General features: G+C 73.6%; 16 protein-coding genes and 1 pseudogene. 9 read left to right on the forward strand and 8 right to left on the reverse strand.

Annotated features, from left to right (window positions below):
* Nucleotides 1-553 precede the first annotated feature (553 nt).
* On the reverse strand, nucleotides 554-1411 hold the full coding sequence (locus tag REH70_RS08520) for an HAD family hydrolase (RefSeq protein ID WP_310753733.1): 858 nt from the start codon (nucleotides 1409-1411) through the stop codon (nucleotides 554-556).
* A gap of 267 nt (nucleotides 1412-1678) precedes the next feature.
* On the opposite strand from REH70_RS08520, the gene REH70_RS08525 reads away from it, so the two are divergent.
* The 3 genes from REH70_RS08525 to REH70_RS08535 all read left to right on the forward strand — a co-directional run bounded on the left by REH70_RS08525 (nucleotide 1679) and on the right by REH70_RS08535 (nucleotide 3273).
* Nucleotides 1679-2374 (forward strand): hypothetical protein, encoded by a 696-nt coding sequence (locus REH70_RS08525; RefSeq protein ID WP_310753734.1) that lies wholly within the window; start codon nucleotides 1679-1681, stop codon nucleotides 2372-2374.
* Complete coding sequence (locus REH70_RS08530) at nucleotides 2371-2763, forward strand: M15 family metallopeptidase (RefSeq protein WP_310753736.1); 393 nt, start codon at nucleotides 2371-2373, stop codon at nucleotides 2761-2763. Before REH70_RS08525 ends, REH70_RS08530 begins: the two co-directional genes overlap by 4 nt.
* A 102-nt stretch (nucleotides 2764-2865) precedes the next feature.
* Nucleotides 2866-3273 (forward strand): VOC family protein, encoded by a 408-nt coding sequence (locus REH70_RS08535; protein WP_310753737.1) that lies wholly within the window; start codon nucleotides 2866-2868, stop codon nucleotides 3271-3273.
* Between the two features lie 243 nt (nucleotides 3274-3516).
* On the opposite strand, the pseudogene REH70_RS08540 reads toward REH70_RS08535, so the two are convergent.
* Together REH70_RS08540 and REH70_RS08545 are read right to left on the reverse strand one after the other, a co-directional pair.
* Nucleotides 3517-4502, reverse strand: a pseudogene (locus tag REH70_RS08540) (acetylxylan esterase); the annotation flags it as partial.
* A gap of 8 nt (nucleotides 4503-4510) precedes the next feature.
* The gene (locus REH70_RS08545; protein WP_310753739.1) at nucleotides 4511-5917 is read right to left on the reverse strand and encodes a cellulase family glycosylhydrolase; all 1407 of its coding nucleotides are present in this window, start codon (nucleotides 5915-5917) and stop codon (nucleotides 4511-4513) included.
* A 114-nt stretch (nucleotides 5918-6031) separates the two neighbouring features.
* Here REH70_RS08545 and REH70_RS08550 point away from each other — a divergent pair, with 114 nt between their 5' ends.
* The 4 genes from REH70_RS08550 to REH70_RS08565 all read left to right on the forward strand — a co-directional run bounded on the left by REH70_RS08550 (nucleotide 6032) and on the right by REH70_RS08565 (nucleotide 12630).
* On the forward strand, nucleotides 6032-7060 hold the full coding sequence (locus REH70_RS08550; protein WP_310753740.1) for a LacI family DNA-binding transcriptional regulator: 1029 nt from the start codon (nucleotides 6032-6034) through the stop codon (nucleotides 7058-7060).
* 286 nt (nucleotides 7061-7346) lie between these two features.
* Nucleotides 7347-8708, forward strand: coding sequence for an extracellular solute-binding protein (locus REH70_RS08555; RefSeq protein ID WP_310753741.1), 1362 nt, complete (start codon nucleotides 7347-7349; stop codon nucleotides 8706-8708).
* A gap of 102 nt (nucleotides 8709-8810) precedes the next feature.
* The gene (locus tag REH70_RS08560; RefSeq protein ID WP_310753743.1) at nucleotides 8811-11087 is read left to right on the forward strand and encodes a hypothetical protein; all 2277 of its coding nucleotides are present in this window, start codon (nucleotides 8811-8813) and stop codon (nucleotides 11085-11087) included.
* A gap of 523 nt (nucleotides 11088-11610) precedes the next feature.
* Nucleotides 11611-12630, forward strand: coding sequence for an exodeoxyribonuclease VII large subunit (locus tag REH70_RS08565; protein ID WP_310753745.1), 1020 nt, complete (start codon nucleotides 11611-11613; stop codon nucleotides 12628-12630).
* 156 nt (nucleotides 12631-12786) lie between these two features.
* Here REH70_RS08565 and REH70_RS08570 read toward each other — a convergent pair whose 3' ends face one another.
* Nucleotides 12787-13668 (reverse strand): Gmad2 immunoglobulin-like domain-containing protein, encoded by an 882-nt coding sequence (locus REH70_RS08570; protein ID WP_310753746.1) that lies wholly within the window; start codon nucleotides 13666-13668, stop codon nucleotides 12787-12789.
* Nucleotides 13669-13788: 120 nt separating this feature from the next.
* Between REH70_RS08570 and REH70_RS08575 the strand changes: the two genes are divergently transcribed.
* A complete protein-coding gene (locus REH70_RS08575) occupies nucleotides 13789-14484 on the forward strand; it encodes a DUF488 family protein (RefSeq protein ID WP_310753747.1) in 696 nt (231 codons plus the stop codon).
* Here REH70_RS08575 and REH70_RS08580 read toward each other — a convergent pair.
* Nucleotides 14462-14794 (reverse strand): YnfA family protein, encoded by a 333-nt coding sequence (locus REH70_RS08580; RefSeq protein ID WP_310753749.1) that lies wholly within the window; start codon nucleotides 14792-14794, stop codon nucleotides 14462-14464. The two genes, REH70_RS08575 and REH70_RS08580, sit on opposite strands and share 23 nt — an antisense overlap.
* A gap of 246 nt (nucleotides 14795-15040) precedes the next feature.
* On the opposite strand from REH70_RS08580, the gene REH70_RS08585 reads away from it, so the two are divergent.
* Nucleotides 15041-15847 carry a DUF1353 domain-containing protein gene (locus REH70_RS08585; protein WP_310753750.1) on the forward strand — a complete coding sequence of 269 codons (807 nt, stop codon included), beginning with the start codon at nucleotides 15041-15043 and terminating at the stop codon, nucleotides 15845-15847.
* A gap of 49 nt (nucleotides 15848-15896) precedes the next feature.
* On the opposite strand, the gene REH70_RS08590 is transcribed toward REH70_RS08585, so the two are convergent.
* From REH70_RS08590 to REH70_RS08600, 3 genes are read right to left on the reverse strand one after another with little or no spacing between them, the layout of a single operon-like run.
* On the reverse strand, nucleotides 15897-16748 hold the full coding sequence (locus REH70_RS08590) for an NAD(P)H-binding protein (protein WP_310753751.1): 852 nt from the start codon (nucleotides 16746-16748) through the stop codon (nucleotides 15897-15899).
* Nucleotides 16749-16784: 36 nt separating this feature from the next.
* Nucleotides 16785-16967 carry a DUF1059 domain-containing protein gene (locus tag REH70_RS08595; RefSeq protein WP_310753753.1) on the reverse strand — a complete coding sequence of 61 codons (183 nt, stop codon included), beginning with the start codon at nucleotides 16965-16967 and terminating at the stop codon, nucleotides 16785-16787.
* Nucleotides 16964-18229 (reverse strand): EAL domain-containing protein, encoded by a 1266-nt coding sequence (locus tag REH70_RS08600; RefSeq protein ID WP_310753754.1) that lies wholly within the window; start codon nucleotides 18227-18229, stop codon nucleotides 16964-16966. Before REH70_RS08600 ends, REH70_RS08595 begins: the two co-directional genes overlap by 4 nt.
* Nucleotides 18230-18659 lie beyond the last annotated feature (430 nt).

Raw genomic sequence — 18659 nt, forward strand, 5'->3', positions numbered from 1 at the left:
GGCCGGCTCGTCGCCGCGTGACACGCTGAGCGGCTTCACCTCGCCGATCAGCGCCGCGAGGGCGAGGAAGGCGGCCGGCCAGACCGGCAGGTCGGTGAGCGTCCGGGACCAGTCGGTCCGGACGGTCACCACGACGAGGGCTGCGACACCGAGGAGTGCGACGAGCAGGACGTACGCGGAGACCACTGAGGACCGGGTGGGCCGACGTGCGGCCCCCGGTCCGGTGTGGAGCCGGTCAGATCCACTTCCAGCCGCTGGTGACGACGGTCGCGGCGACGAGCACCGGAGTGCTCCCCGCGAGACGGACGACGGTGTGCTTCGTGCTGCGCCACTTGAACATTGCCGGGCTCCTCGTGCTGTGTGCCGCCGGATCGCGATCGTGGTCGCGTCTCGGCGTCGGTTCGGGTCCGCCTGCGGGCGGGGCGGGTGCTCCCGCCGTCACTGGACCCATCGGCGCGGAACTCACCTCGTTGAGCGATAGGACCCCCTGCGTGCGAACGGGTGAACCGACGCATGACCTGGTCATCTGTAGCACACCGACGGTCGGTGGGGATCACGGAGCGCCCGTCAGGCCGAGGGCCGTGCGCAACGTGCGGACCACTCCGTCCTGGGTGTTGGACGGCGCCCGGTACCGCGCCCGCGCCAGCACCTGGGGATGCGCGTTGTCCATGGCGACCGAGTGCTCGGCGGCGTCGAGCATCTGCAGGTCGTTGAGGTAGTCCCCGAACGCCATGGTCTGGCTTCGGCTGATCCCGTGCAGGCGCTGCAGGGTCTGCACGGCCGCGCCCTTGTGGACGTCGGCGTGCATGACGTCCACCCAGTGGGCACCCGAGACGACGACTTGATGGGTGTCGGCGAACCGGGCGAGCGCCGGGGCGGTGGTCCGAGCAGCCGAGCCGGCGTCGAAGACGGCGACCTTGAGGACGTCGTCGTCGACCGCGAGGAGGTCGGGGACCGACTCGAGCCGCGCGTAGTAGCGGTCCGCCTCCGCGCGGACGGCGGCGTCGTGCGTCTCGAGGTAGGCCGAGCGTTTCCCGCAGACGACGGCGCCCGCGTGCACCCCGGTCGCCACGAGGTCGCGCACCGCACGCACGACCTCGTCGACGACGCCCCGGTCGATCGTGGTCGAGCTGATCTCCCGTCCACCGTGCGCCACGTAGGAGCCGTTCTCCGCGATGATCACGAGGTCGTCGGCGACCGGGGCGAACTGGGCCGCGAGCGTCGCGTGCTGACGGCCGCTCGCGGGGCAGAAGATGACACCGCGCTCTCGCAGCTGCGGCAGGAGCGACCACAGCGAGTCCGGGATGCGGTGGTCGGCGTCCAGCAGGGTGCCGTCCATGTCGACCGTCACGAGGCGCAGGTCGGGCAGCGGGCCGGTCAGCGCCACCCGGGCAGCGGTGTCGAGGGACATGCGTCGATCCTCCCAGCGCGGTGGGCCGCGGGTGAAATGCGGGCGGCACGCGCGCCGTGACCTGATCGTGACCTCCGGGCCCGTTACCGCGCGGGTCCGGCTGTGCTGTGCTCGGACCGTCGCGCTGATCGGGAGGATCCGGGCAGTGCGACGAGGCGCAGAGGAGGGCGACGGGTGACGGTCGACAGGTCGCGAGGGCGTCACCGCGCTCCGGGGAGAGCCGCAGGGCCCGCCCTCCGCTGGAGCCGCGGCGGCGCGGTCGTGGTCGTGGCGGGGATTCTCGCCGGTGGACCCCCGGCCACCGCGGCACCGGACCGGTGGACCGGCTTCGGCGGGACCATCGCGCCCCCCGTGGCCCAGCGTGCCGCGGGGGCGGCGACGGATCGGCTCGCCCCGGCCGCGCGGGCCTTCGCCGACGCCGCCTGGAGGGAGTCGGTCGCGCTCGCGACCGCTGCGCTCGCCGCGGCCGCTGCCGCGGACGGCCTCGCGGCGACCCTCCCGCCGGACCAGGTCCCGGACCAGGTCCCGGACGCCCTCAGGACGGCAGCCGACCGGCTGACCGGGTTGCTCGGCCCCGGTACGGGCCGATCCCGCGACGTCGGCGACCTGACGCGGAGCGCCGCCGTCGCGCAGACCGCGGGCGAGGTCTTCCGGTACGCCATGGACGTCGAGTCCCTCGTGCAGGCGGCTGCTCAGGAGGCCGTCGTCGTCCCGGGGCAGCGACTCGCCGAGCTCGAGGCGGCCGCCGGGGCTGCCGCGGACGCCGGGAAGGTCCCGCTCGCCCCTCCGGCCCCCTGCCCGACGGCGTCCTGGCCACGTCACCCGGCGCCGGGCCGGCCGAGTCCGTCTCGCCGTCCGCGCGAGCCGGCGCCGGCGCGGTCGGGACGTCCGCACGCGCGCGGCTCCGCCCGGACGCCCCGGCGGGCGTCACCGAGCTCGTCCGGCGCTGGGCGAACGGGATGATCCCGTCCGAGGCGCTGTGCCCGGTGCCGTTCGACCCGTCCGCCCGCCTGCAGTGCGACGCCGCCTCGGCCCTGACCCTGCTGAACGACGCCCACCGCGCCGAGTTCGGACGCGACCTGGACATCGTCAGCGCGTACCGGCCGCTCGACGTGCAGGTCAGCCTGCGGGCGTCGAAGGGGTGGCTGGCGGCGGTCCCCGGGACGTCGAACCACGGGTGGGGCCTCGCCGTCGACTTCGGCGGGATCGGGCGGCTCGGGCAGTTCGACCACCCCGGGTACCGGTGGCTGCAGGAGCACGCCGAGGCGTTCGGCTGGCACCACCCGCGGGTCATGGAGCCCGGTGGCGGCGGACCGCAGGAGCCGTGGCACTGGGAGTTCGGCACCGCCTGACCCGCGCGGGCGAGTGCACCGATGACTTCCGCCGCTGCGGTCGGTCGAAGTGGTGTGGCGCGCCGCGCCCTGTACCGAGCCCTTCGCACCCGGGAGTTCACCATGGCCAACCACCTCAGCCCCTACATCCACCTCGACGGGACGGCGCGCGAGGCCATGGAGCTCTACCGCAGCGTCTTCGGCGGCGAGCTCCAGATGAACACGTTCGGCGAGTTCGGTGCCCCCGAGGGCGTGGACCCGGGCGGCATCATGCACGCCCAGCTCGAGACGCCGCACGGCTGGATCCTCATGGCGTCCGACCTCCCGCCGGGGATGCCGCACACGCCCGGCGGCACCATCACGGTCTGCCTGCACGGCGACGACGCCGACGAGCTGCGCGGCTTCTTCGCCCGGCTCGCGGACGGCGGGACGGTGAACGTCCCGCTCGAGAAGCAGATGTGGGGCGACGAGTTCGGCGAGTGCGTGGACCGCTTCGGCGTCGGGTGGCTCGTCAACATCAGCGGGGCCTGAGCGTCGTCAGCGGAGCCTGAGCGTCGTCAGCGAGGCGTGAGCGTCGCCCGGATGCGCCCGTCCTCGCCGGGTGCGAGCGTGGAGGCATGACCGAGAAACTGCCGGACAGCTTCGACCCCCAGCAGCCCGACGTCCCGACCTGGGCGGTCGACCCCCACCCGATCCCGGACTCGCACGAGGGTCAGGCTCCGACGACGGAGCCCGACGAGGGCGAGTCGGCGGGGAGGGCGTCCCCGGCTGACCCATGAGGGGCGCGAGCCACGCGAGCTGCCGCGGGAAGCGGTGGCCGCCACCGCCCTCGTGCTCGTTGTAGCGGTACACGTCGATCGCCGTGGGCGCCACGCGGCCCGTCGCGGCGCCGTACTCGTTGTGCGCCGCGTAGACGGTGGACGGTGGGCAGATCGGGTCCCGCAGGGCGACCGAGAACAGCACCGGCGCGGTCGCGCGGCGGGCGTGGCTGACCGCGTCGAGGTAGGAGAACGTCCGGAACACCGTCTCGGCGGCGTCGCGGTGGACGGCGAGGTAGCGGGTGATCTCGGCGTAGGGGTCGCGGTCGGTGAGGTCCACCGCGCGGCGCACGTGGCACAGGAACGGGACGTCGGTCAGCACGCCGGCCAGCCCCGGGACGAGTCCGGCGACCGCGAGCGCCATCCCGCCGCCCTGGCTCGCGCCGAGGACGGCGACCCGCGAGGCATCCACGTCGTCCAGGGAGCGGACCGCGTCGACCGCGCGCACCGCGTCGGTGAACAACCGGCGGACGTAGTGCTCGTGCGGGTCGAGGGCGCCGCGCGTGAGGAAACCGGGCGCGGCCGGGCCGCTGCCCACCGGGTCCGGCGTGGCGCCACCGCTGCCGGATCGGCTTCCTGGCCCCGGGTGTCCATCACGAGGGTCACGTACCCCGCGGCCGGCCAGGCGAGGTGCTCGTGCGGGAGCCCGCGCCCCCCGCCGTAGCCGATGTACTGCACGACGGCGGGCAGGCCGCCGTCGGGCACGGGACCGGCCGGACGCAGGAGCCAGGCCTTGATGCGGTGACCACCGAAGCCCGCGAGCTCCACGTCCCGCACGTCGACGGTGCGCAGGCCGGTCGCCACCGGCGTGGCCGTGAGCGCGAGGTCGTGACTGCGTGCCTCGGCGAGCGTCCGGGCCCAGAAGTCGTCGAAGTCGTCGGGCTCGTCCAGGTCGGGGACGTACCCGGGCAGGGCGGCCGGGTCCAGATCGAGGAGTGCCATGGCGGTCCTCAGGGCCGAGCGGCCAGCTCGGCGCGCAGCAGCGCCTCGAGCGGCTCGCGCCGTACGCAACGGTCGAAGGCGAACGAGCCGGTCAGCGCGTCGACGTCGCCCACCTCCACGCCGCGGAACCTCTCGGCGAACTCGTCGACCAGCGGCTCGGCCAGCAGGATGTGCCGGACGAGGAGGTTGATCCAGGGTTTGGCGCCCCAGGGGAACGGGTCGAAGTCCGGGAACTCGGTGGCGAACAGCTGCTCGACCGGCGCGAGCACGTCGCGGACGCCCTGCTCCGAGCCGCCCCACGAGTCCGTGCCGAGTCGGCGCTTCTTCTCCAGGACCGGTCGGATGGTGGCGAGGTAGGGGCTGTCCGGCGCGGTGGTGACGAGGCCCTGGGTGCCGATGTCCTTGTAGGTCCACAGGCTCCAGCTCGCGCCGTGCTCGCGGTACAGGTCGAGCTGGTCCTGCAGCAGGCGCAGGCAGCCGGCGTCCCGCTCGGCGTCTCCGGTGTACAGCGGCCCGAACTCGCCGATCCAGATCGGCGTGCCGGTCCGGCGCATGAACTCGGTGCGCTCGAGGAACTTCGCCTCGACGGTGCCGCGGTCGAAGTGCTGGCCGCGCGTCAGGCCGGGGTAGCGGCTCTCGCTCGCGATGCCCGGCAGCGCGTAGTCGTGCGCGGTGTAGACCGTCTGCGGGAAGACGTCGGTGAACACGGAGAAGTCGGTCGAGTACCGGTTGCCGTCCAGGAAGAGCACGTGGTCGGGGTCGACCGCCCGGATCGCGCGCTCGAGCCGGGCGTAGAAAGGGCCGATGACCTCGCCGCTGGCGTCCGCCGGCTCGTTGAGCGGGTTGTAGCCCGCCACCCACGGGTTGTCCCTGTACCGCTCGGCAACCGCCTCCCACAGGTGCACGACGCGGTCCTGGAAGTGCGGGTGCGTCCAGAAGTGGGCCCAGTGCGACGGGTTGTTCGAGTGCCAGTTCTGGTTCTGGCTCCCGGGCGCGGAGTGCAGATCGAGGATCGTGTAGATGCCGTGGGCCGCGCAGGCGTCGACCACCTGGTCGAGCCGGCGGAAGCCCGACTCCTTGATCGTGAACGGCGCCGAGTCCTCCTCGAAGTGGTGGTAGCTGAACGGCACCCGCAGGCAGTTCACGCCCAGGCCGGCGAGGTAGGCGGCGTCGTCGGCGGTGAAGAAGTCGGTGAGGAAGCCGTCGAAGAAGGCGTCCGACGCCTCGGCGCCCATGCTGCGGCGCATGGCGCGGCGCAGCTGGGCCTCGGTGGCGGGGTAGCCGGTGATGAAGTTCTCCATCGTCATCCAGCCGCCGAGCCCGAAGCCGCGCAGCAGCACCGTGGCGCCGTCGGGGGTGACGAGCCGGTCGCCGTCGACCTGCACCTGGGCCCGCGCCGGACGCGTCGTCTCCATCGTTCCTCCGCACTGAGGGGTGACCGGATGGGGGTAACCGGTTACCATCACCCTAGCCGGTTCGCCGACGCCGTCCAACGCAGGACCGGGCGCCCGGCGCAGGGAGGAGCGCCGGTGTCGGCGACGATGCGCGACGTGGCGCGGCGGGCCGAGGTGTCCGTCAAGACCGTGTCCAACGTGGTCAACCAGTTCCCGCACGTCCGGCCGGCCACGCGCGAGCGCGTGCTGGCCGCGATCGACGAGCTCGGGTACCAGATGAACTTCACCGCCCGCAGCCTGAGCCTCGGCCGCACCGGGATGATCACGCTGGCGATCCCCAAGCTGCGGCTGCCGTACTTCGCGGAGCTGGCCGACGAGGTGATCGGCGCGGCGGAGGCGCGTGGGTACACGGTGCTGGTGGAGCAGACCGGGGGCTCGCGCGAGCGCGAGATCGAGCTGCTGGCGAGTGACCGGCGGCGCATGACGGACGGCCTGATCCTGTCGCCGTTCGGGCTGCGGTCGGGCGACGGCCCGCGGCTCGAGACCGGCTTCCCGGTCGTCCTGCTGGGGGAGCGCTCGCTGCACGCCCGGGTGCACCACGTCGTCATGGCCAACACCGCGGGAACCCGCGCCGTGACGGAGCACCTCCTCGCGATCGGCCGACGGCGCATCGCCCTCGTCGGCTCGTACGAGCCCGGGGCCGAGGGCGCCGGCTATCTGCGGACGCAGGGGTACCTCGAGGCGCTCGCCGCCGCCGGCCTCGAGCGCGACCCGGCACGGACCGCCCCGATCGAGGACTGGACGATGGCCGGTGGCGCGGACGCGATGCGCGCCCTGCTGGCCCGTGGCGTCGAGTTCGACGCCGTCCTCGGGCTCAACGACGTGCTCGCCCTGGGAGCGATGCGCGCGCTCTTCGAGCACGGCCTCAGCGTGCCCGACGACGTCGCCGTCGCGGGCTTCGACGACATCGAGGAGGCGGGCTTCTCCCGGCCCAGCCTCACGACCGTCCGGCCGGACCGCGCGCAGATCGCCCGGCACGCGGTCGCACTGCTCACGGAGCGCATCGTCGGCGCAGGGCCGGAGCCGGCCTCCCCGGACAGGGAGGCGCCGTACGTCGCCGACTACGTCCTGCGTGTGCGCGAGTCCACCGGGCCGCGGGCCTGACGGGTCTGACGGGCCCGGGCCTGAGGGCCGAGGGGCGCGACCGTCGGGACGGTCGCCGTCGGGGGTGAGTGACGGTCGGCCGGTGGATCACGCTGGGCCGGTGGTCACGGTTGACCGGTGGTCATGGTCGACCGGTGGTCATGGTTCGGCTGCGGCGCGCACGGTCTCCTTGACCCTCACCACCCCGTGTGCTCCACTTACACCGGTGTAATTGAACCGATTCAGCCACAGCGGCCACCGGCCGCGCAGCACCAGGCACTCCGCAACGACGCGGGAAAGGGCAACGATGCGACACACACGAGGTACGCAGGTCCGGGCACGTGGCGGGGCGCGGCGCGCGCTGGTGGGCGGGTTCGCCACGGCAGCGCTGCTGCTGACGGCCGCCTGCGGGCAGGGCGAGGAGCCCGCAGCCGAGCCCGAGGCCGACGGCGGCACGGAGGCCGCCGCCGAGGGCCCGGCCGAGATCCGCTTCGTCTGGTGGGGCAACGAGGAGCGCGCGGCCCTCACCAACGAGGCGGTCGACGCCTTCATGGCGGCCAACCCGGACATCACGGTCGAGACGGAGTCCGTCGACTTCAACTCCTACTTCGACCGCCTCGCGACCGCGGTCGCGGCCGGCGACGAGCCCGACGTCATCACCATGGGTGGTGCCTACCCGCGCGAGTACGGCGACCGGGGGGTGCTCATGGACCTCGAGGAGGTCTCCGAGCACCTCGACCTGTCCACCCTGGACGCCAGCGCGCTGGCGAACGGCTACTTCAGCGACACCCAGTACGGCGTCCCGACCGGCGTCAACACGTTCGGGCTCATCGTGAACCCGGCCGTGTTCGAGGCCGCGGGAGTCGAGCTGCCGGACGACGAGACGTGGGACTGGGACGAGTTCGTCGACATCGCGACCGAGATCTCCGCGAACACGCCCGAAGGCACCTACGGCGTCGAGGACCCCACGGCGCCGGACGCGCTCGACCTGTACGCGAACCAGCACACGGGGCTGGGCCTCTACTCGCCCGAGGGCGAGATCGCCATCGAGGCCGAGACCGTCCAGAACTGGTTCGACATGACGACGACGCTCATGGAGCAGGGCGCGACGCCGCAGGCGAGCATCACGGCCGAGCTGGCGGGCCAGCCGGCCCCCGAGCAGACGCTGCTGGGCCGGGGCCTCGCCGGGATGAAGTTCGGCTGGTCCAACCTGCTGTCGGCCTACAGCACCGCGGCCGGCCAGGACATGATCATGCTGCTGCCGCCGGGCGAGTCGAACCACGAGGGCCCGGGCATGTGGCTGCAGGCCTCCCAGCTGTGGACCATCAGCAAGAACACGGAGTACCCCGAGGCCTCGGCCAAGCTGCTCGACTTCATGGTCAACTCCACCGAGGTGGCCGACATCCTCGGCGCCAACCGTGGCATCCCGGCCAACGCCGAGATCCGCGAGCACCTCTCCACCGGCCTGACGCCGGTGCAGCAGACGGAGTACGACTTCATCGAGCGGGTCGGTGGGCACGCGGACGGCGACTTCGTCGTCGGCCCGACCGGCTCCACCGAAAGCGTGCAGATCCTGACCCGGCTCAACGACCAGGTGCTGTTCGGCCAGCTCGAGCCGGCCGCCGCTGCGGAGCAGTTCGTGACGGAGCTCACCGCCGCGGTCTCCTGACCGCCCTCGCGTGCCGGCGCCCGCCACTGGCGGCGCCGGCACGCGGCTGCCCGGAGCACAGCTGACGACCGACGTACCGACCCGCCGAGGAGACCCGCACGCGTGAGCCCCATCGACCGCGAGGTCCTGGTCCGACGACACACCGTGCGGGTCACCGAGATCGATCCCCGCTCACCGCTCCAGGTGGGCAACGGGGAGATCGGCATGTCCGTGGACGTCACGGGCCTGCAGACGTTCCCCGAGCTCTACCCCGTGGTCGACCCCGCGGGTGGGCCGGCCGGGACGCTGCTCGGGACCCAGTCCCAGTGGGGCTGGCACAGCACACCGCCGCCCCCGGGCCTCGACCCGGACACGGCCCTCGGGGCCGCCCGACGCCCGTACCGCACGCCACGCGGCGACGTCCCGTACGTCGACGCCCAGCCGCTGGCCGGTTCGGACGACTCCGCCCTGGACGATGCGACCCTGTGGCTGCGCGCCAACCCGCACCGGCTCGACCTGGCCCGGATGGGCCTGCTGGTGCCCGACGGCGGGTCGTACCGGGCGCCGTCGTCGGCGGACCTGGGCCAGACCCGGCAGAGCCTCGACCTGTGGTCGGGGACGATCACCAGCGACGTCGTCCTGGCCGGTCGCCGCCTGCAGGTGACCACTGCGTGCCACCCCGAGCGCGACGTCCTCGCGGTGCGCGTCGTCGGCAGGGGATCACCCGACGGGTCGGTGCCCGACGACGGCGCAGTGCCCGACGACGACGCGGTGCCCGACGACGGCGCGGTGCCCGACCGCGGCGCAGTGCCCGACGACGGCGTGGGCCTCGCCGTACGGCTGACGTTCCCGTACGGCTCCCAGTCGTGGAGCAACGCCGCCGACTGGCTGAGCCCGGACGCGCACACCACCGAGGTGCACGCGCGGCCGCACGGCGCCCGCGTCCTGCGCCGGTTCGACGGCGCGGGGGAGGCGACGTACCGCGTCGACGTGTCCGTCGGTCCCGGGACGCACGTCGAGCAGACCGGTGCGCACGAGGTCACGGTGACGTCGGACGGGCCGGTGCTCGACCTCGTCGTCGGGCTCGCTCCCACCACGTCGGACGGCACGTCGGACGGCAGCGCGGTCGGCACGGTGGTCGGCACGGGGGACGGCACGGCGGACGGCACGGCGACGCACGGGCCCACCACGGTCGACGACGTGCTCACCGCCACCGCGGCCCACTGGCCGGCGTTCTGGCGCAGCGGCGCCGCTCTGGACCTGTCCGGCAGCACCGACCCGCGCGCCCACGAGCTCGAGCGGCGTGCGGTCCTGTCGCAGTACCTGACCGCCATCCAGTGCGCAGGGTCCCTCCCGCCGCAGGAGACCGGACTGGTCGGCAACAGCTGGCGCGGCCGGTTCCACCTCGAGATGCACTGGTGGCACGCGGCGCACTTCCCGCTGTGGGGTCGGCCGGAGCTGCTCGAGCGGAGCATGGGGTGGTACGAGCGGATCCTGCCCGCCGCGCAGGCGACGGCGCGGCTGCAGGGCTACGCGGGGGCGCGGTGGCCCAAGCAGGTCGGTCCTGACGGCCGGGAGAGCCCGAGCGACATCGGTCCCTTCCTGCTCTGGCAGCAGCCGCACGTCATCCACCTCGCCGAGCTGCTGCGCCGGGCCGGCGACCCGGCCGACGTCGTCGCGCGCCTGGGTGGGCTCGTCGAGGAGACCGCGCGGTTCATGGCGGACGTCGCCGAGCCGACCCCCGACGGCTACGCGCTCGGACCGCCGCTCATCCCGGCGCAGGAGTCCTACGCGTCGATGCGGGACCGGGTCGTCAACCCGCCGTTCGAGCTCGCCTACTGGTCGTGGGCGCTCGGGGTCGCACAGCGCTGGCGCGTGCAGGGAGGCGGCGAGCCGGAGCCGCTCTGGGATGCGGTGGGGCGCGGCATGGTCCGCCCGCTCGTGCGCGAGGGCGTCCTCGCGGCGATCGGCGTCGAGCCGTTCACGATCCGCACCGACCACCCGTCCATGGTCTACGGGCTCGGCGTCGTGCCGGCGACCGACCTCATGGACCCTGCGGTCGTCCGCGCCACGCTGGCGTCGGTGCTCGACGACTGGGACTGGCCCAGCACGTGGGGGTGGGACTACCCGGCGCTGGCGATGACGGCTGCCCGTCTCGGGGACCCCGCGCTCGCGGTCGACCTGCTGCTGCGCGACGAGACCAAGAACCTCCACCTGCCCAACGGTCACAACCGGCAGACCGACCACCTGCCGGTCTACCTGCCGGGCAACGGCGGGCTGCTCGCGGCGCTCGCCCTCATGGCGGGTGGCTGGGACGACGACGGCGGCCGCTCGGCGCCGGGATTCCCCGACGACGGGACGTGGGTCGTCCGGCACGAGGGCTTCGTCCCAGCGCCCTGAACGCCGTTGCGCGACGCTCGCTGCATGTCGCTGTGACGTGGCACTTCGACTATCGGGCTACTCGCCGACCCGCGGCGGGGATGTGGGTGGCGTCCGGGACCCTCGAAAAACCATCGAGACTCCTGAACGGACCTCACGTGACACCCACATCGAGCGACGACGTCATCTCCTCGATCCAGGACTGGATCTCGCGCATCAGGTCTGGGGGCATCGAAGGGACCGTGAGGGTCGTTGGCGAGCTCGCGAACGAACCGCGTAAGGGCACCAGAGCGGAGCTTCTGCTGCCAGTCGGTGGCGGCAGAGTCGGTTTCGGGCTGGTCTCCGTCTGGGTCAACTCGCTGCGCTGGTCGGGGCCAAGGCAGCGACCGCCGACACCTGACCAGCGGCCGGCGGCTGCCGCGGACGAATCGGTAGGACGCCGTGTGACGGTCCAGGGACGGGTCAGCCTCGACAGCGACGGCACCCTCGTCGTCCAGGGCGGTTCGCTGGACATCGACACAGCGTCCCAAGGGCCGTTCTCGCAGTGGCGTGCCGAGCAAGCCGCCGAGGTCGGGATCTCAGTGAAGGGAAGTGCGCACCGTTCGGAGGTCGGCGACATCGTGAACTCGCTCCGAAGTCAGGACCTGTCAGGGGAAGCATCCTCTGGCTCGGAACGGAGTACACGCACGCATATACGGACTTCATCCGTTCGAGCCGCGAACTCGCCGCGGCGACCGCGGTGGCCGGTGCAGTGATGAAGGGGCCGAACGCCGTCGAAAGGATGCGTGCAGCACTGGAAGCGGTCGACCCCCGTCGAACGAAGCTGGTGATCATCGCGCGTGGAGGTGGGGATCGTGTCGACCTGGCCGCGTTCGACGACGCCCGGCTCCTGCGCGCGGTGAAGCAATGCCCTGCACCGACCCTCGTCGCGATCGGGCACGTCCGCGACGAGCCGCTGATCGAGAAGGTCGCCACCTGGGTGTTGAACACTCCGACGGACGTGCGCAAGCCGCTCTACCCAGCGGTCACCGGCAAACCCACGATGGAGGAGCAGCGCGCCAACCGAGCGATACACGACCACGAACTGGCGAGGGCGTGCGCTGAAGTCGAGCGGCTGAACAGAGTCGTGACGGCGTCACAGGCCCAGGCTGTGCACCTGACCCGCGAGCGAGAGCGCGACGTCGACATATTCGCTCGCCACTGGTGGGATTTGGTGCGTGAGGAGAACGCGCGGCGAATCCGGCAGCACTACCGGCTCCTCGCGCTGCTCTTGACCTTTGCCTCGCCCCTCATGGCCTGGCTGTGGTGGCGGGCGGCGGCGCCGGAGTGGCAGGCAACGTGGCTTCATCCGCTGGTGATGCTCGTGGTCGTCTGGGCTGCCGCGGCCATCGTGGGTCTGACACCGCGGCGACTGGGCCGCCGGCCGTGGTTGCGCACGGCTAGCCGGGCCGAACTCGCCAAGGCCTACCGGTCGGCCAAGACCGTGGGCGCGTTCAATCGAGCCGCGGCGGCCCATGACGAGGTCACACCGCGGCTGCGCCGGCCACGCAGCCACCAGACGTGACCGGCAACCGGACGGTCTCTCCCTGCTGAAGTCCGGACACGCCAAGGGAAGATGGGCGGTACGTGACCCTCGTGTCAGCGCCCGAAGGGAAGCGCTGTCACCTGGCGAGCTCCCGGGACCCGCACCGAGCAGGGACGACGCCGTGTGCGGGTGCTGTCAGTCCACGGTGACGGTGCGCGAGTCGGTCATGACCGCGCCGCCCTCGCCGTCCGACGGGTCGCTCTCGGAGATGACGACGGTGTAGGTATCCGGCTGCAGGTCGACGTCGAACGAGTACGGCGCGAAGGTCTGCCCCTCGGCCGTGGTGGTGACACCCGACTCCACCTCTGCACCCTGGGCGTCCAGGACCTGCCAGAGCAGGGTGGCCTCGAACACCGCCGCATCCCCGCTGACCGTCACGGGCGACCCCGTGGTGGCGCCCTCGGCGGGGGTGTCGATCTGCACCAGCAGCCGGACCGACAACGGGTCCGTGCGCATGACCGGCTCGTCCCAGACCAGCACGCCCCACAGGTCCACGTCCTGCTCGCCGCCGATGGTGAGCAGGACGCCGGCGTCCGGGTCGCCGGCCGCCTCGGTCGCGGTGTACACGAGCTGCTGCACCATCAGGGCGGCGGCCTCGGAGCCGACGGACGCGGTCCGCGCCTCCTCGCTCAGGTCGACGACGATCGTGCCGCCGTCGCGGGTCACGCCCAGCACCTCGGTGGCGGGGTCCCACGGCGAGCTGTAGTCGGAGTCGTCCGGACCGGCGATCATCGCCTCGACGGCTGCTCGGACGGGGTCGTCCCCGGCGAGCTCGCGGGGCTCGTGAGCCAACCGGAAGCCGGTGCGCGTGTCGACGAGGTAGTACACCGACGAGGTCTGGGGCGCCGACGTCGGCGACGGGCTCGTGGTGGGGCTCGGGTCGGGTGTCGCCGCGGGGCTGCTGACGACCGGGGCGGGTGTGGTGGGTGCCGCGCCGTCCGTGCCGTCGCCGCACGCGGCGGTCAGGGCGAGGACGGCGGCAGCCGCGAGGGCGGTCCCTCGGCGGTGAACGTGCATGGCGGCCTCCTCGTGGCAGGGTGTGACCTGCGCACTTTACCAACGCTTGGCTGTGTGCGTCACACCCCCGGTTCCAGGCGACCGGTGGCGGGTGTGGGTGGCCCTCGCCATCCTGGGCGGGTGACCACGCCGCCGCCGCTCGTGACGTTCGGGCACGGGACCGCCGACGCCGACCGCATCGCCGAGCTCCTCGTGGGCGCCGGGGTCACGCGACTCGTGGACGTGCGGCGCTTCCCGGGGAGCCGACGCCACCCGCACGTCGCCCGTGACGTGATGGCCCAGTGGCTGCCCGCCGCCGGGGTCGCCTACCGCTGGGAGCCCCGGCTCGGGGGACGACGGCGGGTCGAGCGCACCGGCGACGACGCCTCACCGGACCCGTGGTGGCAGGTCGAGGCGTTCCGCGCGTACGCCGCGTACACCCGCACCCACGAGTTCCGGTCGGCGATGGGTGAGCTCCTCGCCGATGCGCAGCGCCACGACGCCGGTCGGACGGCGGTGCTGTGCAGCGAGACGGTGTGGTGGCGCTGCCACCGGCGGCTGATCAGCGACGTCGCGGTGCTGCTGCACGGCATGCCCGTCGAGCACCTCGCTCACGACGGGCGGCTCGGCCCGCACCGCCCGGCGGCGGGCGCACGCGTCGCGCCGGACGGGCTGCGCTACGACGTGCGCCCCGACCCGGAGCCTGAGCCGAGCCCCAAGTCGAGTCCCGAGCCAGACCCCGAGCCGGGCGCCGACGCGGCGGAGGACGTCCCCGCACCAGCAGTGGCCGCCGGCGCCGGCGTGACGGCCGCCGTCAGGAGCGAGGCGCGTACATGAGCACGGCGACCCCCACGAGGCAGATGCCCGCACCGACGAGGTCGAACCGGTCGGGGCGGAAGCCGTCCACGACCACGCCCCACAGCAGCGAGCCCGCGACGAACACCCCGCCGTACGCCGCGAGGATGCGTCCGAAGTTCGCGTCGGGCTGGAGCGTCGCCACGAAGCCGTACGCCCCCAGCGCGATCACGCCGGCGCCGACCCACAGGGCGCCCCGGTGCTCACGGACGCCCTGCCAGATGAGCCAGGCGCCCCCGATCTCCGCGACGGCGGCGAGCGCGAACAGGAGCACGGAGCGCAGGACGGTCATGGCGGAAGTGTGCCGTCCACCCCGAGCTCCGCACACCGGTCGACGCGGGCACACCGGTCGACGCGCACACACCGGTAGCCGCGCGCGCACCGGCACGTGCCCGCACACCGGCACCTGAGCGGGGAGGGCGAGCACATGCCGTGGCGATGGAGTCCGGAGACGGAGGCGGGGACAGAGGAGGGGACGGAGACGAAGGCGGGGACGGAGACGGAGGCGGGAACGGCGCCGCAGGCTGAGGCGGGGACGGTGGACGCCGAGGGCTTCGGCCCGGACGGTGACGAACCGGTGGGCGGCTTCGTCCCGATCGAGCTGGCGCAGACCGGGCCGAGGTCCTTCACCCTGCGCGCGGACCTCGTCCACGAGCTCCGGCCCGGGAGCACAGGTGTCGGTCCGGATCCGCTCAGCGCTCTCGGCCCGGGTCCCGCGACGGGTCCCGCGACGAGTCCCACGACGGATCCCGCCGCCCAGCCCGCCGTCGTCGTGGTCCCGACCGGGTTCACGACCGACCTCGCGTCGGTCCCGTTCCCACTCTGGGCGCTCATCGGCCCGTTCGGGCGGCACACCCGCGCGGCGATCCTGCACGACTACGGGTGCTCCCTCCTCGAGCCCCCGCTGCGCACGCCGGTCCGCTACCGCGAGCGGGCCGCCGTGGACCTCCGCTTCCGGGTGGCCCTGCTGGACAGCGACGTGCCGCGACTGCGCGCGTGGCTCATGTGGGGTGCGGTGAGCGTCGGCCGCGTCGTCGTGCACGGGTCGGCCGTGCGGGTCGCGGCGCTGGCTCTGCAGCTCGTGGTCGGCCTCGGGCTGCTCGGTCTCGCCGTCGCGGCACCGCTGCCGGTCCCGTGGCGCCTCGGGGCGCTGCTCGCGCCGCTGGTCCTGAGCGCGCTGTGGGGACGCGAGTGGCCGGTGCCCATGATCGCCCACTACGCGGGTGCGCTCGTCCTGCCCGCCCTCGTGGTCAACGTCGTCACGGCCGGTGTGCTCACGGTGCTCGGCCTCGGGTGGCGTGGCCGAGCCACGGACATCGTGCCGACCGGGGTGGGCGACGGCTGAGGCGGCCCGCGCGTCGCTGGACCGTCGGCCGCTCGCCGGTCGGGTCGGATCACCGCGGGTCGGCGAGCAGGTCACGCAGCGACAGCGGTGCGCGACCGGTGAGGTGCTCGACGTCGTCGGTCAGCACGGCCATCTCCGCCCGAGCGATCGCGGTGTAGGTCGAGACCCACGCGTCGACCTGCCACGCGGGCGCGCTGAGGACGGCGCGGGACGCGTACGCCTCGCCCACCGTCTCGGGCTCGTAGCGCATCGGCCGACCGGCGACCTCGGTGACGGTGCGGGCGACGTCGGCCAGGCCGAGGGCGGCGGGACCGGTCAGCGTGTACGTCCGCCCGCGGTGCGCCTCGGGGTCGCGGAGGACGGCGGTCGCGGCACGGGCGACGTCCACCCGGGCGACCGCACCGACGACGCCGTCCCCGGCCGGGCCCCGCAGCACGCCGTCGTCGTCGGCGAACTCCGGCAGGACGTCGAGGTAGAGGCTGTCCCGGAGCACGGTGTGCGCGAGGCCGGACGACCGCAGGTGCTCCTCGGTGACCCAGTGGTCGCGCGCGAGGGTGAAGGTGGCGTCGGGGGCGGCGCCGACGAACGACGTGTAGACGACGTGGCCCACCCCGGCCGCCGCGGCGGCGTCGACCACGGTGCGGTGCTGCGCCAGGCGGTCCTCGCTCTCCCCGGCCGAGACGAGGAGCAGCACGTCGACGCCGTGGAACGCGGCCCGGCACGCCGCGGCGTCGGCGTAGGTGGCCACGACGACGTCGGTGCCGGGCAGCGCGGGGGCGCGTGCCGCGTCGCGCACCACGAGCCGCAGCCCGGGCCCGGACCCGGCCAGCGCGCGGGCGACCATCCCGCCCACGTGCCCGGTGGCGCCCGTCACCGCGAGGCACGGCCCGGCGGGCGTCATGAGAGCACCGTGGCGGACGTCGTCATGACCGGTCCGTCACGCGGCCGTGTGGATGGCCGCCCGGATGCGGGCGATGAGGTCGTCCGCCATCTGCGGCTCCGTGAGGCCGTGGGCGTGCTGGGCGTGCACGGTGCACACCGCGATCATCTCGTCCTCGCTGTCGACGCGGATCACGGCGCCGCAGCCGGGGACGACGTCCCCGCAGGCGTACTCCTTCATGCTGTCTCCTCCTGTGTCGTCGGTCCTGCCCGGGTGATCGGTGGTCGGGCGGGGGCCAGGTCGGCGTCGGTCCGCACGGCGCCCGCGGCGAGCTCCGCGAGGCGCAGCACGAGGCGCTCCGGGCGCAGGATGCCCAGGTACCGCCCGTAGGCGTCGCCGCAGACGATCGGGTCGAACCGCGTGGCCGGCGGGCGGGTCATCGCGCGGGTCGCGACGTCGGTGAGCTCGGCGGTGTCGGTGGCGCGCAGGCTGACCGCGACGACGTCCGGCGGTGCGTCCCCGGCTGCGGGCGAGCCATCGGCGGGCCCGCGGCGCACGAGGCACACCGCTCGGTCGTGCCGGTCGACCACGACGACCAGGTCGTGCCTCGGTGCGGCGAACGGCTGTGTCGAGGACAGCAGGTCCTCGTCCGAGATCGTGGCGGTCCGCTCGACCAGCCCGGCGACGGTGTGCGCTCGTTCGCTGCGGCGGGCGAGGTCGCGGATCGTGGCGGCCATCTCGGGTGGCAGGGAGGCCCAGCCGGGGCCGGGCCGCCCGAACAGCCAGCCCTGGGCGAGCGGGATCCCGAGCCGGACGAAGGCCTCCAGCTCCTCCGGGCGCTCGACACCCTCGACGATGAGGACGGCGTCCAGACGCCCGGCGAAGGCACCGAGGAGCTCGGTGACGGCGAGCTTGATCTCGTCGCGGTCGGCGTGGTCCACGAGGGCGCGGTCGATCTTGACCATCTCGGGCCGGATGAGGGCGACCTGCTGGAGGCCCGAGTACCCGGTCCCCGCGTCGTCCAGGGCGACCACGGCTCCCTTGCCCCGCGCGAGGTCGAGCAGCGCCGTGAGCGGCTCGTACTCGTCGACGCGGACGTGCTCCGTGAGCTCGAGGACGAGGCGGCGCAGGTCGGCGGCCGAGGTGAGCACGTCATGGAGCTCGGGTTCGCACAGCAGGTGCGGGCTGACGTTGACCGTGAGGAAGCAGTCCGCCGGGACGTCGGGCAGCACCGCGATCGCGGCGCGCAGCACGCGTGCCTCGAGGCGAGCGCCGACACCGGCGCGGTCGGCGGCGGCGAACCAGCGGTCGGGCGTGACGCCGGCCGGGTGGTCGAACCGGGCGAGCGCCTCGTAGCCGGCGACCACACCGCGACGCAGGTCGACGATGGGCTGGAAGACCAGGCGGGGCTGCGTGGCGTCGTCGAGCACCTCGGCCAGCGCGCGGTCCCGGTCGAGGTGCGACGGCAGTGCGGCGTCGGGCGCGGACCGGGCGGTCGGCACGGCCGGGACACCGGCTGCTCGGGCAGCGGCTGCTCGGGCAGCGTCGGCACGGGCAGCGTCGGCACGGGCAGCGTCGGCACGGACACCGTGGGCCGGCACCACGGCGAGGGGTGAGCGCTCGTCCGGCACCGTTCCCCCCGTCACCGTCGCTCCTGTCCGAGTGCCGAACCCTGTGCCGGTCGACGCCGTCGCCGACCGCACCGATGTCGGCCCCATGGGCGTCACCGGGGGACGCACACGATCGCGTCGACTGGACGGTAGACCACGGTGAGCACGGCGTCCCATCGACCGGCGCGGTGGTCGCATGAGAAGTCCCTCCTCACACGCCGTCACGCCCCGCTGTGCGGAAGGTGTTCCACGCGGGTAACGAACCCGCACCGTGCCCGACACGTGGGCTTCGTAGCGTCGACGCAGCGGCCCACCCCGGGGC

The organism is Cellulomonas sp. ATA003, from assembly GCF_031582905.1.
In the GTDB taxonomy this organism is placed as follows: domain Bacteria; phylum Actinomycetota; class Actinomycetes; order Actinomycetales; family Cellulomonadaceae; genus Pengzhenrongella.